The following is a 14,872-nucleotide window of genomic DNA, read 5'->3' as shown; positions in this document are numbered from 1 at the left end:
TTCTCGCGCAGTTCCCCGCGCCCCTGAAAGCCCAGGCCCCCTGCGGGCCTGAAAGACCAGGCCCCCTGCGGGCCTGAAAGGCGGCGGGGCTGCGGGTTGAAAAGCAAGGGGCGCAGCCCCTGCTTTTCAGGGGCGCGGGGAACTGCGCGAGAAGCCCCACCGGGCCCGCAGCCGACGACGCACCGCCCCCGGCAGGGTCACGCGCGAGCGATCGGCGCGGTCACCGCATCCGTGAGCTTCGCGAGGTCCCCCGGAGCCAGCTCCACCTCCAGACCGCGGCGCCCGGCGGAGACGCACACCGTGGCGTGGCCGTCCGCCGACGCGTCCAGCACCGTGCGGAGCTTCTTGCGCTGGCCGAGCGGGGAGATACCGCCCCGGACGTACCCCGTCGTGCGCTCCGCGAGCACCGGGTCGGCCATCGCCGCCCGCTTGCCGCCGACCGCCGTCGCCAGCGACTTCAGGTCCAGCGACCCCGCCACCGGCACGACCGCGACCACCAGCGCGCCGTCCACGTCCGCCACCAGCGTCTTGAAGACCCGCTCGGGCGACACGCCCATCGCCTCGGCCGCCTCGTCGCCGTAGGACGGATGCGCCGGGTCGTGCTCGTACGCGTGCACGGTGTACGCCACGCCCGCCGCGGTGAGGGCCACCGTCGCGGGCGTGCCGCCCGCCTGCTGCTTCTTCGGCTTCTTCGCCATCGTCTTCGCCATCGGCCTTCTCGTGTACGTCAGTTGAGGCTGGTCGGGCCCCGCGTCAGCTCCGACGCGGGCAACGACGGCAGACTACGGATGATCGCGGACTCGGCGCGCAGGAGTTTCAGCTCGTCGCGCAGCCGGGACGCGGTGTCGGGGGCCTGCAGGAGCCGCTGCTTGGCGGGCGTGTCGAGCATCATCGCCGCCGCGACGAGATACGAGACGACGGCCGGCTCGTCCGGGAGGTCCGCCCCCGTCGACAGCGAGCGTTCCCGGGCACCAGCGAGCCGCTTCTGATACTGGCGGAACGCCCGCAGGACCCCCTCGGCGAGGGCGCCCGCCTCGTCGCCGGCGTCCTCCGGCAGTTCCTCCAGGTCCGCCACCAGGAACGGCCCCGAGGCGTCCACCGAGAGCAGACGCACCCGGCTGGTGCCGGTCGCGAGCACCTCGAACGTGCCGTTGTCCCGCTCCCGGATGGTCGCCGCGTCCGCGACACAGCCCACGGAGTGGAACGCCTTCGTCGGCTCGTCGCCGAAACCGGCGGTCGGCCCCCGGTCGGGCTGCGCGGTCGGATCCGGCATGCCGGGGGCGCTCGGCGCGACCTCGTGGCCGTCGCGGATGGCGACGACGGCGAAGCGGCGGGGTTGGTCCTCGGGGGTCTTCAGCAACTCGCGCATCATGGCGCGATAGCGCTCCTCGAAGATGTTCAGAGGAAGCACGAGCCCCGGGTACAACACCGAGTTCAGGGGGAAGAGCGGCAGCCGGACGGTGGTCACGAGGCCAGAGCCTAATGGTCGTCGGGGCGCGCGCGTTCGCCCGTATTCGTTTGGTGACCTCCGGTGAGACCTATCCTTCGGTCCGCGCGGGCCTCTTCGGCCGTGCGCACAGCGGGATCGAGCACGCCACCTCCAGCCGTACGCCGTCCCGTAACTGGAGGAACTGGCCCAGCGGATCGTCCGACACGCGGTCCCACGGGAAGGACGTGGCGTACGGGCCGATCATGCGCAGCTGGGCCAGGGCGTCCGTCCAGCGCTCCAGGCGGACGAGGACGTAGGTCAGCAGGTTGCGGACCTCGGCCGGCCAGGGGTCGCCGGGCGCGTACTCGGCGGAGAGCGCGATCGCGCCGTCCGCCGCGCGGTCCAGCCGGGCGCGGGGGATCACGGCACCGCCGCCCTCGGTGAGGTACGAGAAGGCCGCCCGGACCGGCAGGGCCCGGACGAGGGAGCCGGGGAGGGCGTCCTCGGCGGCCCGCTCGGCGAAGTCGAAACACTCGCGGTGCGAGCCGTACCAGGAGGCGGAGAGGTACTTCAGGGCGGAGACATGACAGCCGTAGTGGTGCGGGGAGCGGCGGACCGCCTCCGCCCACAGCCGCTCGAAGCCGGTGTGGCCGAGGCCCGTGCCCCGGGCGTGGTCGAGGGCGATCCGCCACGGCACCGGATCGCGCGGCTCGCCCTCGGCGGCAGCGGCGATCAACGGCGTGACCTCGTGCAGCAGTTCGACTCGGGCGGGGGAGCGCCAGCCGCGCGACACCGCCAGTTCGGCCTTGACCAGCAGCACGTCCGGGTCGTGCGGGACGGCCGCCTGCCAGGCCCGCAGCCATGCGTCGCGCGCGCGGGCGAAGGCGGTGAGCCGCAGCACGTACCGGTCGCGGTTCTCCCACTCGGCGGCCTCCCGGGTCGCCGCCAGCAGCTTCGCCGCGGGCGCGTACTCCCCGCGGCCGGCCGCCACCAGCACGGATCCGATCCGCTCGTCGGGGGCGTCGAGCAGCACCTCGTCGTCCGGGGGCAGTCCTGCGGCGAGCCGTGACGTATGGCGTGCCATCCGGGCGGTACGGACGAGCGCGCGCAGCGGATCCATGGCGCCGGCCCCCTTCGCGCCTCGACCGGCGACGCTCTCGCGGGCCGGGTGCTCACCGTCGTGGTGTCGCGGTTGATGGTGTCCGTAGCAAGACGGAGGGAAGGCGAGCGAGGTTGTGTGCTTCTCGGACCGGTTCCGGTACCGAGTGTTCTTCGTTTCCCTGGGCCCTTCCTGGGCGGAACCTGTCAGTTCCGGCTGAGGAGCCGGGTGGCGCCCGCCGCCACCGTCGTCGCGAGGATCCAGCCCAGGATGATCACCACCGCCGCGAGCCACTGCCAGCCACCGCGCAGCTGCCAATAGCCGGCTTGGCCGAGGTCGATGACCGGCAGCAGCAGGTCCAGGGCGAACAGGGACGGGCTCCACTGCGGGTGCTCGCCCTGCTTCATCGGCGGATGGTCGGCGTGCGAGAAGGCGTACGAGGTCAGCGCCCACAGCACCGCCATCCACACCGCGGCCCGGCCCGGCCGGTACCCGTAGGCGACCGTCCAGTCCTGCGCGTAGCCCCACAGCTTGGCCGCGAGCGGCAGGTTCTCCCGGCGGTGGCGCTGTTTGGCGAGGAGCACCTCGCGGGCGCCCTCGTCGTCCCCGCCGGCCCGCAGCACGGTCGCCAGCCGCTCGTACGGCTCCGGGCTGTACTCGGCGGTCGCCGCCGCCACCCACTCCAGCCGCCTGGTCAGCGGGAACTTGTCGCGCGGTACGAGGCTCTCGTACTGGAAGCCGCCCATGTGGAGGTTGCCCGGACCCGGCCAGCTGTCCGCCCGGTCGATCAGGACGCCGACCCGGGCGCCGGACAGGACGACCTTGCCGCGCTCCGGCCGCTCCCCGAGGAACCGCAGCTCCGGCACCTGGACGCGGCGCAGCGACAGCTCCTGTTCATCCGTGAAGGTGAACCTGGCGCGCTCCAGGTCGACGGAGTCGCCGAACCGCCCGTCGTCCAGCCGGATCCCGCCCTGGCACTCGAAGCGCTGCACCCGCGTGCCGCGCGCGGGCGTGCTGCCGCTGGTGTGCAGCGGGTTGCCCACGCCCGCCGGGGTCAGATAGAGCGTCCGTTCGACGGTCAGCTGGGGTGCGTTCAGGGCGAGGCGGTCGTACGGGTTGGCGAGCCGGCTGCCGCGCAGGCTGAGCGAGGCGCCGACGGTCGCGCCGCGCAGGCTCAGCTCGCCGTGCGACTCCAGCATCTCCGCCTGCACGTCCTGGGCGACGGTCAGCCCGTCGGCGGAGAGTGAGCGGCCGTGCCGGTCGCGGTAGACGATCGCCTGGTTGAGCAGCAGATCGGTGCCGATGTGCGCGTCCGCGAGCCGCACCCCGTTGTGGAACCGGCAGCGCGGCAGATGCAGATCGCCCTCCGTGTGCAGCCGGGCCGCCTCCAGCCGGGGCACCGAGCAGTCCACCAGCCGTACGGTCGTGAACCGGGCCTCCGGAACCAGGATCTCCTTCTCGAACCGGCAGCCCCGCATCTCCACGTACGGCACCACCTGGCCGCCCGCCAGCTCCAGGACGCCCTTGATCTGGACGCCCACCAGCTTGAGCGCGGACACCCGCCCGGCCAGCGCCGGCGGTCCGTCCAGCAGCAGCCAGGCCACGATCCGGGCCCGCACGGTCCGCTCGGGCCCCCAGGGGTGGCCGCCGTGCGGATCGTCCACGGCGATGTCGCCGTCACGCAGGTCGTACACACTGCCGTTGCGGAACGCCTGCCACATGCCCGCCTCGGCGGCCGTCAGGTCGTCCGGCAGGTCCCCGTCGTCCCGGATGCCGGGCCCCTCACTCACTGCTCTTCCTTCCCCCGTCCCTCACTCGCGTGTATGGCACAACCGGTCACACCGGTGATGCCCGCCGAGTCACCCCTCGAACACTCAACGTGAAGAAGATCTTCCGCGTTCCCCGCCGATCTGTATCAGCCATTGATACGCGCGAACAGGGGGTCACGGAGGTCTGAGAGAATTGGGCGTGTGATCTCCCGAATCGATCTGCGCGGCGACGCCCTCCCGGAGGGACCCGCTCTGCGCGACCTGCTGCCCCGAGCCGACTTCGACGTCTCGGCCGCCCTGGAGAAGGTGCGTCCGATCTGCGAGGCCGTGCATCATCGGGGCGACGCGGCGCTGATCGACTTCGCGGAGAAGTTCGACGGCGTGCGCCTGACCTCCGTACGGGTCCCGGCCGAGGCCCTCACGCGCGCGCTGGAGGAGCTCGACCCGGCCGTCCGCGCGGCCCTGGAGGAGTCGATCCGCCGCGCCCGTATCGTCCACCGCGAGCAGCGCCGCTCCACCCACACCACCCAGGTGGTCCCCGGCGGCACCGTCACCGAGAAGTGGGTCCCGGTCGAGCGCGTCGGCCTCTACGCCCCCGGCGGCCGGTCCGTGTACCCCTCCTCGGTGATCATGAACGTGGTCCCGGCGCAGGAGGCCGGTGTCCCCTCGATCGCCCTCGCCTCCCCGGCACAGGCCGACTTCGACGGGCTTCCGCACCCCACGATCCTGGCCGCCTGCGCGCTGCTCGGCGTCGACGAGGTGTACGCCGCCGGTGGCGCCACCGCCGTCGCGATGTTCGCGTACGGCACCGAGTCCTGCCCGCCGGCCAACATGGTCACCGGGCCGGGCAACATCTGGGTGGCCGCCGCCAAGCGGTACTTCACCGGCGTCATCGGCATCGACTCCGAGGCGGGCCCGACCGAGATCGCGGTCCTCGCGGACGACACCGCCGACCCGGTGCACGTCGCCGCCGACCTGATCAGCCAGGCCGAGCACGACCCGCTGGCCGCCGCCGTGCTCGTCACCGACTCCGTCGCGCTCGCCGACGCCGTCGAGAAGGAGCTGGGGCCGCAGGTCGAGGCCACCAAGCACATCGAGGACCGGATCCGCCCCTCGCTGGCCGGACGGCAGTCCGCGATCGTCCTGGTCGACGGCGTCGACGAGGGCCTGCGGGTCGTCAACGCGTACGGCGCCGAGCACCTGGAGATCCAGACGGCCGACCCCGCGGCGGTCGCCGAGCGCGTCGTCAACGCGGGCGCGATCTTCATCGGCCCCTGGGCGCCGGTCTCCCTGGGCGACTACGCGGCCGGCTCCAACCACGTGCTCCCCACCGGCGGTTGCGCCTGCCACTCCTCCGGTCTGTCCGTCCAGTCCTTCCTGCGCGGCATCCACATCGTCGACTACACCGAGGACGCGCTGGCCGAGGTCGCGCACCACGTGGTCACGCTCGCGGAGGCGGAGGACCTGCCCGCGCACGGCGCGGCGATCAAGGCTCGGTTCGGCTGGAAGGTACCTGGTAAGTGAGCTTCGGAATCGACGATCTTCCCGTACGGGACGAACTGCGCGGCAAGAGCCCGTACGGCGCCCCCCAGCTCGACGTCCCCGTACGCCTGAACACCAACGAGAACCCCTACCCGCTGCCCGAACCGCTGGTCGAGCGGATCGCCGAGCGGGTGCGGGAGGCGGCCCGGCACCTCAACCGCTACCCCGACCGGGACGCGGTGGAGCTGCGGACACGGCTCGCCGAGTATCTGACGAAGACGTCGGGCCACGGTGTCGACCTGACAAACGTTTGGGCGGCCAACGGCTCCAACGAGGTCATCCAGCAACTGCTCCAGACCTTCGGCGGGCCCGGCCGTACCGCGATCGGCTTCGAGCCCTCGTACTCCATGCACGGGCTCATCGCGCGCGGCACCGGCACCGGCTGGATCTCCGGTCCGCGGAACGACGACTTCACGATCGACCTCGCCGCCGCCGAGCGGGCCATCGCCGAGCACCGCCCGGACGTCGTCTTCGTCACCACCCCCAACAACCCCACGGGCAACGCGGTCCCACGCGAGACCGTGCTCGCGCTGTACGAGGCGGCCCAGGCCGCGGGGCCGTCCATGGTCGTGGTCGACGAGGCGTACATCGAGTTCAGCCACGGCGACTCGCTGCTGCCGCTGCTCGCCGGACGCCCGAACCTCGTCGTCTCCCGGACGATGTCCAAGGCCTTCGGCGCGGCCGGTCTGCGCCTCGGCTATCTCGCCGCGCACCCGGCGGTCGTGGACGCGGTCCAGCTCGTCCGGCTGCCGTACCACCTCTCCGCCGTCACCCAGGCGACCGCGCTGGCCGCCCTGGAGCACACCGACACCCTCCTCGGCTATGTCGAACAGCTGAAGACGGAGCGGGACCGGCTGGTCGCCGAACTGCGTGCCCTCGGCTACGCGGTGACCGAGTCCGACGCCAACTTCGTGCAGTTCGGCAGGTTCGAGAACGCGCACGAGGTCTGGCGGAAGATCCTCGACCGGGGCGTCCTGGTCCGGGACAACGGTGTGCCGGGATGGCTGCGGGTCACCGCCGGAACCCCCGCCGAGAACGACGCGTTCCTCGACGCGGTACGTGAACTGAAGAAGGAGACGGACGTATGAGCCGTGTAGGACGCATAGAGCGGACGACCAAGGAGACCTCGGTCCTCGTCGAGATCAACCTCGACGGCACCGGACGGACGGAGATCTCCACCGGGGTCGGCTTCTACGACCACATGCTCGACCAGCTCGGCCGCCACGGTCTGTTCGACCTGACCGTGAAGACCGACGGCGACCTGCACATCGACTCCCACCACACCATCGAGGACACCGCCCTCGCGCTGGGCGCCGCCTTCAAGCAGGCCCTCGGCGACAAGGTGGGCATCTACCGCTTCGGCAACTGCACGGTCCCGCTGGACGAGTCCCTCGCCCAGGTCACCGTCGACCTGTCCGGCCGCCCCTACCTCGTGCACACCGAGCCCGAGAAGATGGCGCCGATGATCGGCGAGTACGACACCACGATGACCCGGCACATCCTGGAGTCCTTCGTCGCCCAGGCCCAGATCGCGCTGCACGTGCACGTGCCGTACGGACGCAACGCGCACCACATCGTCGAATGCCAGTTCAAGGCGCTCGCGCGGGCCCTGCGCTACGCCTCCGAGCGCGACCCGCGCGCGGCCGGCATCCTTCCCTCCACGAAGGGCGCGCTGTGAACGGGCTGTCCACCGTCCTGATCGTCGTCGGCCTCTTCCTGGTCGGCGGGATCATCTCGTTCGCCAAGCAGCAGATGCCGAAGAGCCTCATCACCCTGCTGTCGATCGGCGCCGCGATGTGTCTCGTCGCGGGCATCCTGCGGCTGGAGGTGTGGAATTGAGCGCCGCCTCGAAACGGGTCGTCGTCTTCGACTACGGCTTCGGGAACGTACGGTCCGCCGAGCGCGCCCTCGCGCGCACCGGTGCCCAGGTCGAGATCACGCGTGACTTCGACACCGCCATGAACGCCGACGGGCTGCTCGTCCCCGGCGTCGGCGCCTTCGCCGCCTGCATGAAGGGCCTGAAGGAGGCGCGCGGCGACTGGATCATCGACCGCCGGCTCTCCGGCGGACGTCCGGTCATGGGCATCTGCGTCGGCATGCAGATCCTCTTCGCCCGCGGCATCGAGCACGGCGTGGAGACCGAGGGCCTCGACGAATGGCCCGGCGCGGTCGAGCCGCTCCAGGCCGAGATCGTGCCGCACATGGGCTGGAACACCGTCGACGCCCCGGCCGGCACCCGGCTGTTCGCCGGCCTCGACGCCGACGCCCGCTTCTACTTCGTGCACTCCTACGCCGTCCACGACTGGTCCCTGGAGACGCACAACCCCGCGCTCACCGCGCCCAGGGTCACCTGGTCCACGCACGGCAAGCCCTTCGTCGCGGCCGTGGAGAACGGCGCGCTCTGGGCCACCCAGTTCCACCCCGAGAAGTCCGGCGACGCCGGAGCGCAGCTGCTGAACAACTGGATCGGAACCCTCTGATGGCTTCGAAGCTCGAACTCCTGCCCGCCGTGGACGTCCGTGACGGCCAGGCGGTCCGGCTCGTCCACGGCGAGTCCGGCACGGAGACCTCCTACGGCTCCCCGCTGCAGGCCGCCCTCGCCTGGCAGCGCGCGGGCGCCGAGTGGCTGCACCTGGTCGACCTGGACGCCGCGTTCGGCACCGGCGACAACCGGGACCTGGTCGCCGAGGTCACCCGGGCCATGGACATCAAGGTCGAACTCTCCGGCGGCATCCGGGACGACGCCTCCCTGGCGAAGGCCCTGGCCACCGGCTGCACCCGCGTCAACCTCGGCACCGCCGCCCTGGAGAGCCCCGAGTGGGTCGCCAAGGCCATCGCCGAGCACGGCGACAAGATCGCCGTGGGCCTCGACGTCCGCGGGACGACCCTGAAGGGCCGCGGCTGGACCAGCGAGGGCGGCGACCTCTACGAGGCGCTGGAGCGCCTCGACAAGGAGGGCTGCGCGCGGTACGTCGTCACCGACATCGCCAAGGACGGCACCCTCCAGGGCCCCAACCTGGAGCTGCTGAGGAACGTGTGCGCGGCCACCGACCGCCCGGTCGTGGCCTCCGGCGGCGTGTCGTCCCTCGACGACCTGCGGGCCATCGCCGAACTGGTGCCCCTCGGCGTCGAGGGCGCCATCGTCGGCAAGGCCCTGTACGCGAAGGCGTTCACCCTGGAAGAGGCCCTGGAGGCCACCTCTTGAGACGGGACACAGTGTCATGACGTCCGATGCCGTACGGCGGGTGCAGAGCGGGAGTCCCTGGGAGGAGTCCTTCGGTTTCGCGCGCGCCGTCGCGGCGGGCGACCGCGTCCTGGTGGCGGGCACGACGGCCTTCAAGGGCGATGTGCTGTACGGGGAGGGCGACCCGTACGAACAGGCCAAGGTGGCCTTCACCACCGCGGTCGAGGCGCTCGGAGAGTTCGGGCTCGGTGCCGGGTCCGTGATCCGTACGCGGATGTATCTGACGCACATGCGGGACGTGGAAGCCGTGGGGCGGGCCCACAAGGAGATCTTCGACCCGGTGCGTCCGGCCGCGACCCTGCTGGTCGTGGAGGGTTTCGTCGACCCTCGCATCCTGGTCGAAGTAGAGATCGAAGCATTCAGAGGCTAGGCCTTCCCGGGCCTAGGTTAAGGAGCCGTGGATTCATGACCCTGGCGGTCCGAGTCATCCCCTGCCTGGACGTGGACAACGGCCGGGTCGTCAAGGGCGTCAACTTCCAGAACCTGCGCGACGCGGGCGACCCCGTCGAGATGGCCAAGGTGTACGACGCCGAGGGCGCAGACGAGCTGACGTTCCTGGACATCACCGCCTCGTCGGGCAACCGCGAGACGACCTACGACGTGGTGCGCCGCACCGCCGAGCAGGTCTTCATCCCGCTCACGGTCGGCGGCGGCGTCCGCACGGCCGAGGACGTGGACAAGCTGCTGCGGGCCGGCGCGGACAAGGTCGGCGTCAACACCGCGGCGATCACCCGCCCCGAGCTGATCCGCGAGATCGCCGAGCGCTTCGGCCGCCAGGTGCTGGTCCTGTCGGTGGACGCGCGCCGCACCGCGTCCGGGTCCTTCGAGGTCACCACCCACGGCGGCCGCAAGGGCACCGGCATCGACGCCGTCGAGTGGGCCCACCGCGCCGCCGACCTCGGCGCCGGCGAGATCCTGCTCAACTCGATGGACGCGGACGGCACCAAGGACGGCTACGACCTGGAGATGATCACCGCCGTCCGCAAGCACGTCACCGTCCCCGTCATCGCCTCCGGCGGCGCCGGCGGGCTGGGGGACTTCGCCCCGGCCGTCGAGGCGGGCGCCGACGCCGTCCTCGCGGCCTCCGTGTTCCACTTCGGCGACCTGCGCATCGGTCAGGTCAAGGACGCGCTGCGGGGCGCGGGACACCCGGTGCGCTGACGCCGAGGCGTCTCCTCGGATCCTGGCGTAAGCCCCGGTCACCTGGTGGCCGGGGCTTACCGCCCAAGGCTCGTCACAGCACGCGCGCGGTGGCCCGGCTCAGATCCCCAGCTGCTTCGTCTCGTGCAGCTTGGTGATCGCCTCCTTGTCGCCCTCCAGCTCCACGTCGGCGACCTGCTGGCGGCCGTACAGGAAGAGGAGCAGCTCGGAGGGCTCGCCGGTGACGGTGACGACCGGGGCGCCGCGGTGGGCGACCGCGGTCCGGCCGTCCGGGCGGCGCAGCACCATCCCGGTGGGGGAGCCGCGGCCCATGAGGCGGGCGGTGCGCTCCAGACGGGACCACAGGGCGTCCTGGAAGACGTGGTCCAGCTCGCGCGGCGTCCACTCCGGCCCGGCGCGGCGGATGTCCTCGGTGTGGACGTAGAACTCGATCGTGTTCGACGCCTCGTCGATCTGCTTGAGGTTGAAGGGCGAGAAACGCGGCGGACCGGTGCGCACGAGCTGGATCAGCTCCTCGTACGGCTTCGCGGCGAACTCCGCCATCACCCGGTCCAGGCGCGACGCGAGCTGCTTGATGAGGATGCCCCCGGCGGCGTCGGGGCGGCGCTCGCGCACCACGACGTGCGCGGCGAGGTCACGGGTCGTCCAGCCCTCGCAGAGGGTGGGGGCCTCGGGGCCCGCGGTCTCCAACAGGTCGGCGAAGAGAAGCCGTTCACGCTTGGCATGGGTCGACATGCCGCCAGCCTACGACCGGGCCGACGCTCCGCCCAGCGCGGGTGCGGTCGAGACGGGACGGACCCCCGCGCCCGGGGTGGTGTTCGTACGACAAGCGGGTCCGGCCTGTGGACAACCGGCGAGGCCGGTCCGCGCGGCGCGGCACAATGGCACGCATGACCAGCACGCCGTCCCCCAGCAGCCCTCCCGGTCCCGGAGCCCCCGCCGGCCCCGGCACTTCCAGCGCGCTGGACCCGGAGATCGCCGCCCGCCTCAAGCGCGGCGCCGACGGGCTCCTGCCCGCCGTCGCCCAGCAGTACGACACCGGTGAGGTGCTCATGCTCGGCTGGATGGACGACGAGGCCCTGCACCGCACGCTCACCACCGGCCGCTGCACCTACTGGTCGCGCAGCCGCCGCGAGTACTGGGTGAAGGGCGACACCTCCGGCCACTTCCAGTGGGTGAAGTCCGTCGCCCTGGACTGCGACGCCGACACCCTCCTCGTCAAGGTCGACCAGGTCGGCGCCGCCTGCCACACCGGCGCCCGCACCTGCTTCGACGAGGACGTCCTCAAGGCCGTGGAAGGCGCCGAGGGCGGCGCCGATTCCGGCGTACCGTCACGGGATCAGTAAGGTCAGCCGCCATGGACCTCGAGACCTTCCGCAAGCTGGCCGACGACCGCCGGGTCATCCCCGTCAGCCGCAAGCTCCTCGCCGACGGCGACACCCCGGTCGCGCTCTACCGCAAGCTCGCCGCCGAGCGCCCCGGCACCTTCCTGCTGGAGTCCGCGGAGAACGGCCGCTCGTGGTCCCGCTACTCCTTCGTGGGCGTCCGCAGCCACGCCACCCTCACCGCCCGGGACGGACAGGCCCACTGGCTCGGCACCGCGCCCGTCGGCGTCCCCGTGGACGGCGACCCCCTCGCCGCCCTGCGCGCCACCATCGAGACCCTCCACACCCCCCACCAGGAGGGCATGCCCCCCTTCACCGGCGGCATGGTCGGGTACCTCGGCTACGACATCGTGCGCCGCCTGGAGAAGATCGGCCCCGGCGAGCGGGACGACCTCGGGCTGCCCGAGCTGACCATGCTGCTGACCAGCGATCTGGCGGTCATGGACCACTGGGAGGGCTCGGTCCTCCTCATCGCCAACGCCATCAACCACAACGACCTCGACACCGGCGTCGACGAGGCCTGGGCCGACGCCGTCGCCCGCCTCGACGCGATGCAGGCCGACCTCGCCCGGCCCGTCGCCCAGCCTCCGGCGGTCCTCCCGCCCTCGGAGCTGCCCGAGTACACCGCGCTGTGGGGTGGCCCCGACTTCCAGGAGGCCGTCGAGGACATCAAGGAGCGCATCCGGGCCGGCGAGGCCTTCCAGGTCGTCCCCTCCCAGCGCTTCGAAACCCCGTGCACGGCAAGCGCGTTGGACGTCTACCGCGTCCTGCGGGCCACCAACCCGTCGCCGTACATGTACCTGTTCCGCTTCGACGGCTTCGACGTCGTCGGCTCCTCCCCCGAGGCCCTGGTCAAGGTCGAGGACGGCCAGGCCATGGTCCACCCCATCGCCGGCACCCGGCACCGGGGCGCCACCCCGCAGGAGGACCAGGCCCTCGCCGAGGAACTGCTCGCCGACCCCAAGGAGCGCGCCGAGCACCTGATGCTCGTCGACCTGGGCCGCAACGACCTGGGCCGGGTCTGCGAGCCGGGCTCGGTGGAGGTCGTCGACTTCATGTCCGTCGAGCGGTACTCGCACGTCATGCACATCGTGTCCACCGTCACCGGCCGGGTCGCGGCGGGCCGCACCGCCTTCGACGTGCTGACCGCCTGCTTCCCCGCAGGCACCCTCTCCGGCGCCCCGAAGCCCCGCGCGATGCAGATCATCGACGAGCTGGAGCCGTCCCGCCGGGGTCTGTACGGCGGCTGCGTCGGCTATCTCGACTTCGCCGGCGACTCCGACACGGCCATCGCCATCCGCACGGCCCTCCTTCGGGACGGCACGGCCTACGTCCAGGCCGGCGCCGGCATCGTCGCCGACTCCGACCCCGTCGCCGAGGACACCGAGTGCCGCAACAAGGCGGCGGCGGTCCTCCGCGCGGTGCACACGGCCAACCGGCTCGCACGACAGGACGCTTCTCACGTGAACCCCGGGTGACGATCCACCCGGGCGGCAGGCGATAGTGGAGTACGTGACCGCAGTACCGCACCCCCGTTCCGAACCCGTGGCCCTCCGCGCCGGCCGGCGCAGCCTCGCCGTGGCGCTGCTCAGCGGTGCCCTCGGCGCGGCCGTCGCGCTGCTCGCCAGCCGCCAGCGCTGGTCGGAGGGCACCATCTCGCTGGCCGGCGGCGACTTCCCGCTGACCGCCCAGGGCAGCGACGTCACCGGTGTGCCCGCGGCGCTCGCCGTGGTGGGCCTCGCCGCGCTCGTCGCCGTCTTCGCCGTACGCCGGTCCGGGCGCGTCCTGGTCGCCGCCCTGCTCGCCCTCTCCGGCGCGGGCACGGTCGCCGCCGCGCTGCTCGGCGCGTACGACGGCTCGGCGCTCGACGAGAAGGCGGCCGAGGCCTCCGGCGACAACGCCGCGACCGTCGAGACGCTCAGCCACACCGGCTGGCCGTACGTCGCGGCCGTGGGCGGCGCGCTCATCCTGCTCGCCGGGCTGCTCGCGCTGCGCTACGGACGGCTGTGGCCCGCGATGTCCGGCCGCTACGAACGCGACGGCACCCCCCGGCCGCGCAAGGCGAAACCGGTCGACCCGGACCGGCCCGAGGACATGTGGAAGGCCCTGGACCGGGGCGAGGACCCGACGGGCCCGGACACCGCCTAGGCCGTACCGGCCGTACGGAGCCGGGAAGGTGCCGCCGAACGTGAGAGTGGACACCCCCGCTCATGGCACCCGCATCCGTACGGGACAATGGACGGCGAGCGTCCGACTCAGCACAGGCATCGAGCGACACGCATCGAGCACCGCGCAATGAACAACGAGGAGCAAGTCATGGCGGGCAGCAGCCACGGTCACACCCCGGCCGCCTGGACCGGCGTCACCATCGCCTTCATCGGTTTCTGCGTCTCGGGCGCCTACATGGTGATGGCCCAGCCGCTGGGATTCTGGGCCGGCATGGTCATCGTCGTCCTCGGCGGCGTCGTCGGCATGGTCATGAGGTCCATGGGCCTGGGCCAGCCGAAGGACGCGCACGCCGTGTACGAGACGGCGACGGTCCGCGCCCGGACCGCGACCCCCGAGCCGGCCGGCGCCAAGAGCTGACTCCAGCCGGACTTCCGCACGAGGGACGACCGGGCACACCGCCCGGCCGTCCCTCGTGCGCGTGTACGGCCCGCGCGGGGCAGAATGCGGTGTGTGAACGCCGAGACCCAGCCGACCGCGCCCGTACACCCGACGCCGCGCCCGGCGCGCGCCGGGCTCTGGCTGCCCGCCGCGGTGCTCACGGCCGTGGGCGGGGCCTTCGCGTATGTCGCGGCCGTGGACCCCAACGAACCCGGCCACTACCCGGTCTGCCCGCTGTGGCGTTTCACCGGTCTCTACTGTCCAGGCTGCGGCGGTCTGCGCAGCGCGCACGCCTTCGCGCACGGCGACCTCGCGACCGCGCTCACCGACAACGCGCTGGCCGTCGCGGGCTTTTTGGGCTTCGCGGTGCTGTGGACCGTCTGGGTGGTCCATGTGGCGCGCGGGCGACCGCTGCGGCTGCGGCTCGGGCCGGTGCAGATGTGGTCACTGGGCGCGTTGGCGCTGGTCTTCACGGTTGTCCGGAACTCGCCGTTCGGTGGCTGGCTCCATCCTTGATCAAATGGCGAACGTCCAGGTAGTGGGACCGCCGTCAACCGGATGCGAGGCCTACGCCCTCCTGCGGATACCATCACAGTGAACTGCCTGAACCCTGGGAACGCTCGGCTGTCAATACAT

General features: G+C 72.1%; 18 protein-coding genes. 13 read left to right on the top strand and 5 right to left on the bottom strand.

The window, feature by feature from the left end; all coding sequences use genetic code 11:
- Positions 1-197: 197 nt before the first annotated feature.
- The 4 genes from ybaK to J8M51_RS15905 all read right to left on the bottom strand — a co-directional run bounded on the left by ybaK (position 198) and on the right by J8M51_RS15905 (position 4,318).
- Positions 198-698: a Cys-tRNA(Pro) deacylase gene (gene ybaK, locus J8M51_RS15920; RefSeq protein WP_086754948.1), complete on the bottom strand. Its 501-nt coding sequence runs from the start codon at positions 696-698 to the stop codon at positions 198-200.
- Positions 699-727: 29 nt separating this feature from the next.
- The gene (locus J8M51_RS15915; protein ID WP_086754933.1) at positions 728-1,468 is read right to left on the bottom strand and encodes an LON peptidase substrate-binding domain-containing protein; all 741 of its coding nucleotides are present in this window, start codon (positions 1,466-1,468) and stop codon (positions 728-730) included.
- 70 nt (positions 1,469-1,538) lie between these two features.
- A complete protein-coding gene (locus J8M51_RS15910; RefSeq protein ID WP_086754934.1) occupies positions 1,539-2,549 on the bottom strand; it encodes a hypothetical protein in 1,011 nt (336 codons plus the stop codon).
- A gap of 185 nt (positions 2,550-2,734) precedes the next feature.
- The gene (locus J8M51_RS15905) at positions 2,735-4,318 is read right to left on the bottom strand and encodes an oxidoreductase (RefSeq protein ID WP_086754935.1); all 1,584 of its coding nucleotides are present in this window, start codon (positions 4,316-4,318) and stop codon (positions 2,735-2,737) included.
- A gap of 180 nt (positions 4,319-4,498) precedes the next feature.
- Between J8M51_RS15905 and hisD the strand changes: the two genes are divergently transcribed.
- The 8 genes from hisD to hisF are packed head-to-tail and all read left to right on the top strand — an operon-like array spanning position 4,499 to position 10,244.
- Entirely contained in the window at positions 4,499-5,821 is a 1,323-nt protein-coding gene (hisD, locus tag J8M51_RS15900; protein WP_086754936.1) for a histidinol dehydrogenase, read from the top strand.
- Positions 5,818-6,927, top strand: coding sequence for a histidinol-phosphate transaminase (locus J8M51_RS15895; RefSeq protein WP_086754937.1), 1,110 nt, complete (start codon positions 5,818-5,820; stop codon positions 6,925-6,927). Before hisD ends, J8M51_RS15895 begins: the two co-directional genes overlap by 4 nt.
- Positions 6,924-7,517: an imidazoleglycerol-phosphate dehydratase HisB gene (gene hisB, locus J8M51_RS15890; protein ID WP_013004386.1), complete on the top strand. Its 594-nt coding sequence runs from the start codon at positions 6,924-6,926 to the stop codon at positions 7,515-7,517. Before J8M51_RS15895 ends, hisB begins: the two co-directional genes overlap by 4 nt.
- On the top strand, positions 7,514-7,678 hold the full coding sequence (locus tag J8M51_RS15885) for a hypothetical protein (RefSeq protein WP_033528086.1): 165 nt from the start codon (positions 7,514-7,516) through the stop codon (positions 7,676-7,678). Before hisB ends, J8M51_RS15885 begins: the two co-directional genes overlap by 4 nt.
- Positions 7,669-8,319 (top strand): imidazole glycerol phosphate synthase subunit HisH, encoded by a 651-nt coding sequence (gene hisH, locus J8M51_RS15880; RefSeq protein WP_086754938.1) that lies wholly within the window; start codon positions 7,669-7,671, stop codon positions 8,317-8,319. Before J8M51_RS15885 ends, hisH begins: the two co-directional genes overlap by 10 nt.
- Positions 8,319-9,044, top strand: a complete 726-nt coding sequence (priA, locus tag J8M51_RS15875; RefSeq protein WP_086754939.1) for a bifunctional 1-(5-phosphoribosyl)-5-((5-phosphoribosylamino)methylideneamino)imidazole-4-carboxamide isomerase/phosphoribosylanthranilate isomerase PriA — start codon at positions 8,319-8,321, stop codon at positions 9,042-9,044. The genes hisH and priA overlap by 1 nt, the downstream gene beginning before the upstream one ends.
- A gap of 16 nt (positions 9,045-9,060) precedes the next feature.
- Positions 9,061-9,453, top strand: coding sequence for a RidA family protein (locus J8M51_RS15870; protein WP_086754940.1), 393 nt, complete (start codon positions 9,061-9,063; stop codon positions 9,451-9,453).
- A 35-nt stretch (positions 9,454-9,488) separates the two neighbouring features.
- Positions 9,489-10,244 carry an imidazole glycerol phosphate synthase subunit HisF gene (gene hisF, locus J8M51_RS15865; protein ID WP_086754941.1) on the top strand — a complete coding sequence of 252 codons (756 nt, stop codon included), beginning with the start codon at positions 9,489-9,491 and terminating at the stop codon, positions 10,242-10,244.
- Positions 10,245-10,343: 99 nt separating this feature from the next.
- Here hisF and J8M51_RS15860 read toward each other — a convergent pair whose 3' ends face one another.
- Positions 10,344-10,979 carry a TIGR03085 family metal-binding protein gene (locus J8M51_RS15860; protein ID WP_086754942.1) on the bottom strand — a complete coding sequence of 212 codons (636 nt, stop codon included), beginning with the start codon at positions 10,977-10,979 and terminating at the stop codon, positions 10,344-10,346.
- Between the two features lie 155 nt (positions 10,980-11,134).
- Between J8M51_RS15860 and hisI the strand changes: the two genes are divergently transcribed.
- The 5 genes from hisI to J8M51_RS15835 all read left to right on the top strand — a co-directional run bounded on the left by hisI (position 11,135) and on the right by J8M51_RS15835 (position 14,752).
- Positions 11,135-11,590: a phosphoribosyl-AMP cyclohydrolase gene (hisI, locus tag J8M51_RS15855; RefSeq protein ID WP_236067707.1), complete on the top strand. Its 456-nt coding sequence runs from the start codon at positions 11,135-11,137 to the stop codon at positions 11,588-11,590.
- Positions 11,591-11,601: 11 nt separating this feature from the next.
- The gene (locus J8M51_RS15850) at positions 11,602-13,107 is read left to right on the top strand and encodes an anthranilate synthase component I (protein WP_086754943.1); all 1,506 of its coding nucleotides are present in this window, start codon (positions 11,602-11,604) and stop codon (positions 13,105-13,107) included.
- A 25-nt stretch (positions 13,108-13,132) separates the two neighbouring features.
- A complete protein-coding gene (locus tag J8M51_RS15845; RefSeq protein WP_086754944.1) occupies positions 13,133-13,777 on the top strand; it encodes a TIGR02234 family membrane protein in 645 nt (214 codons plus the stop codon).
- A gap of 168 nt (positions 13,778-13,945) precedes the next feature.
- Positions 13,946-14,215: an HGxxPAAW family protein gene (locus tag J8M51_RS15840; protein ID WP_086754950.1), complete on the top strand. Its 270-nt coding sequence runs from the start codon at positions 13,946-13,948 to the stop codon at positions 14,213-14,215.
- Between the two features lie 84 nt (positions 14,216-14,299).
- The gene (locus J8M51_RS15835; protein WP_086754945.1) at positions 14,300-14,752 is read left to right on the top strand and encodes a DUF2752 domain-containing protein; all 453 of its coding nucleotides are present in this window, start codon (positions 14,300-14,302) and stop codon (positions 14,750-14,752) included.
- Positions 14,753-14,872: the final 120 nt, after the last annotated feature.

Origin of the sequence: Streptomyces griseiscabiei (assembly GCF_020010925.1) — a bacterium.
GTDB lineage: Bacteria > Actinomycetota > Actinomycetes > Streptomycetales > Streptomycetaceae > Streptomyces > Streptomyces griseiscabiei.
This window is presented reverse-complemented; position numbering and strand designations above follow the sequence as displayed.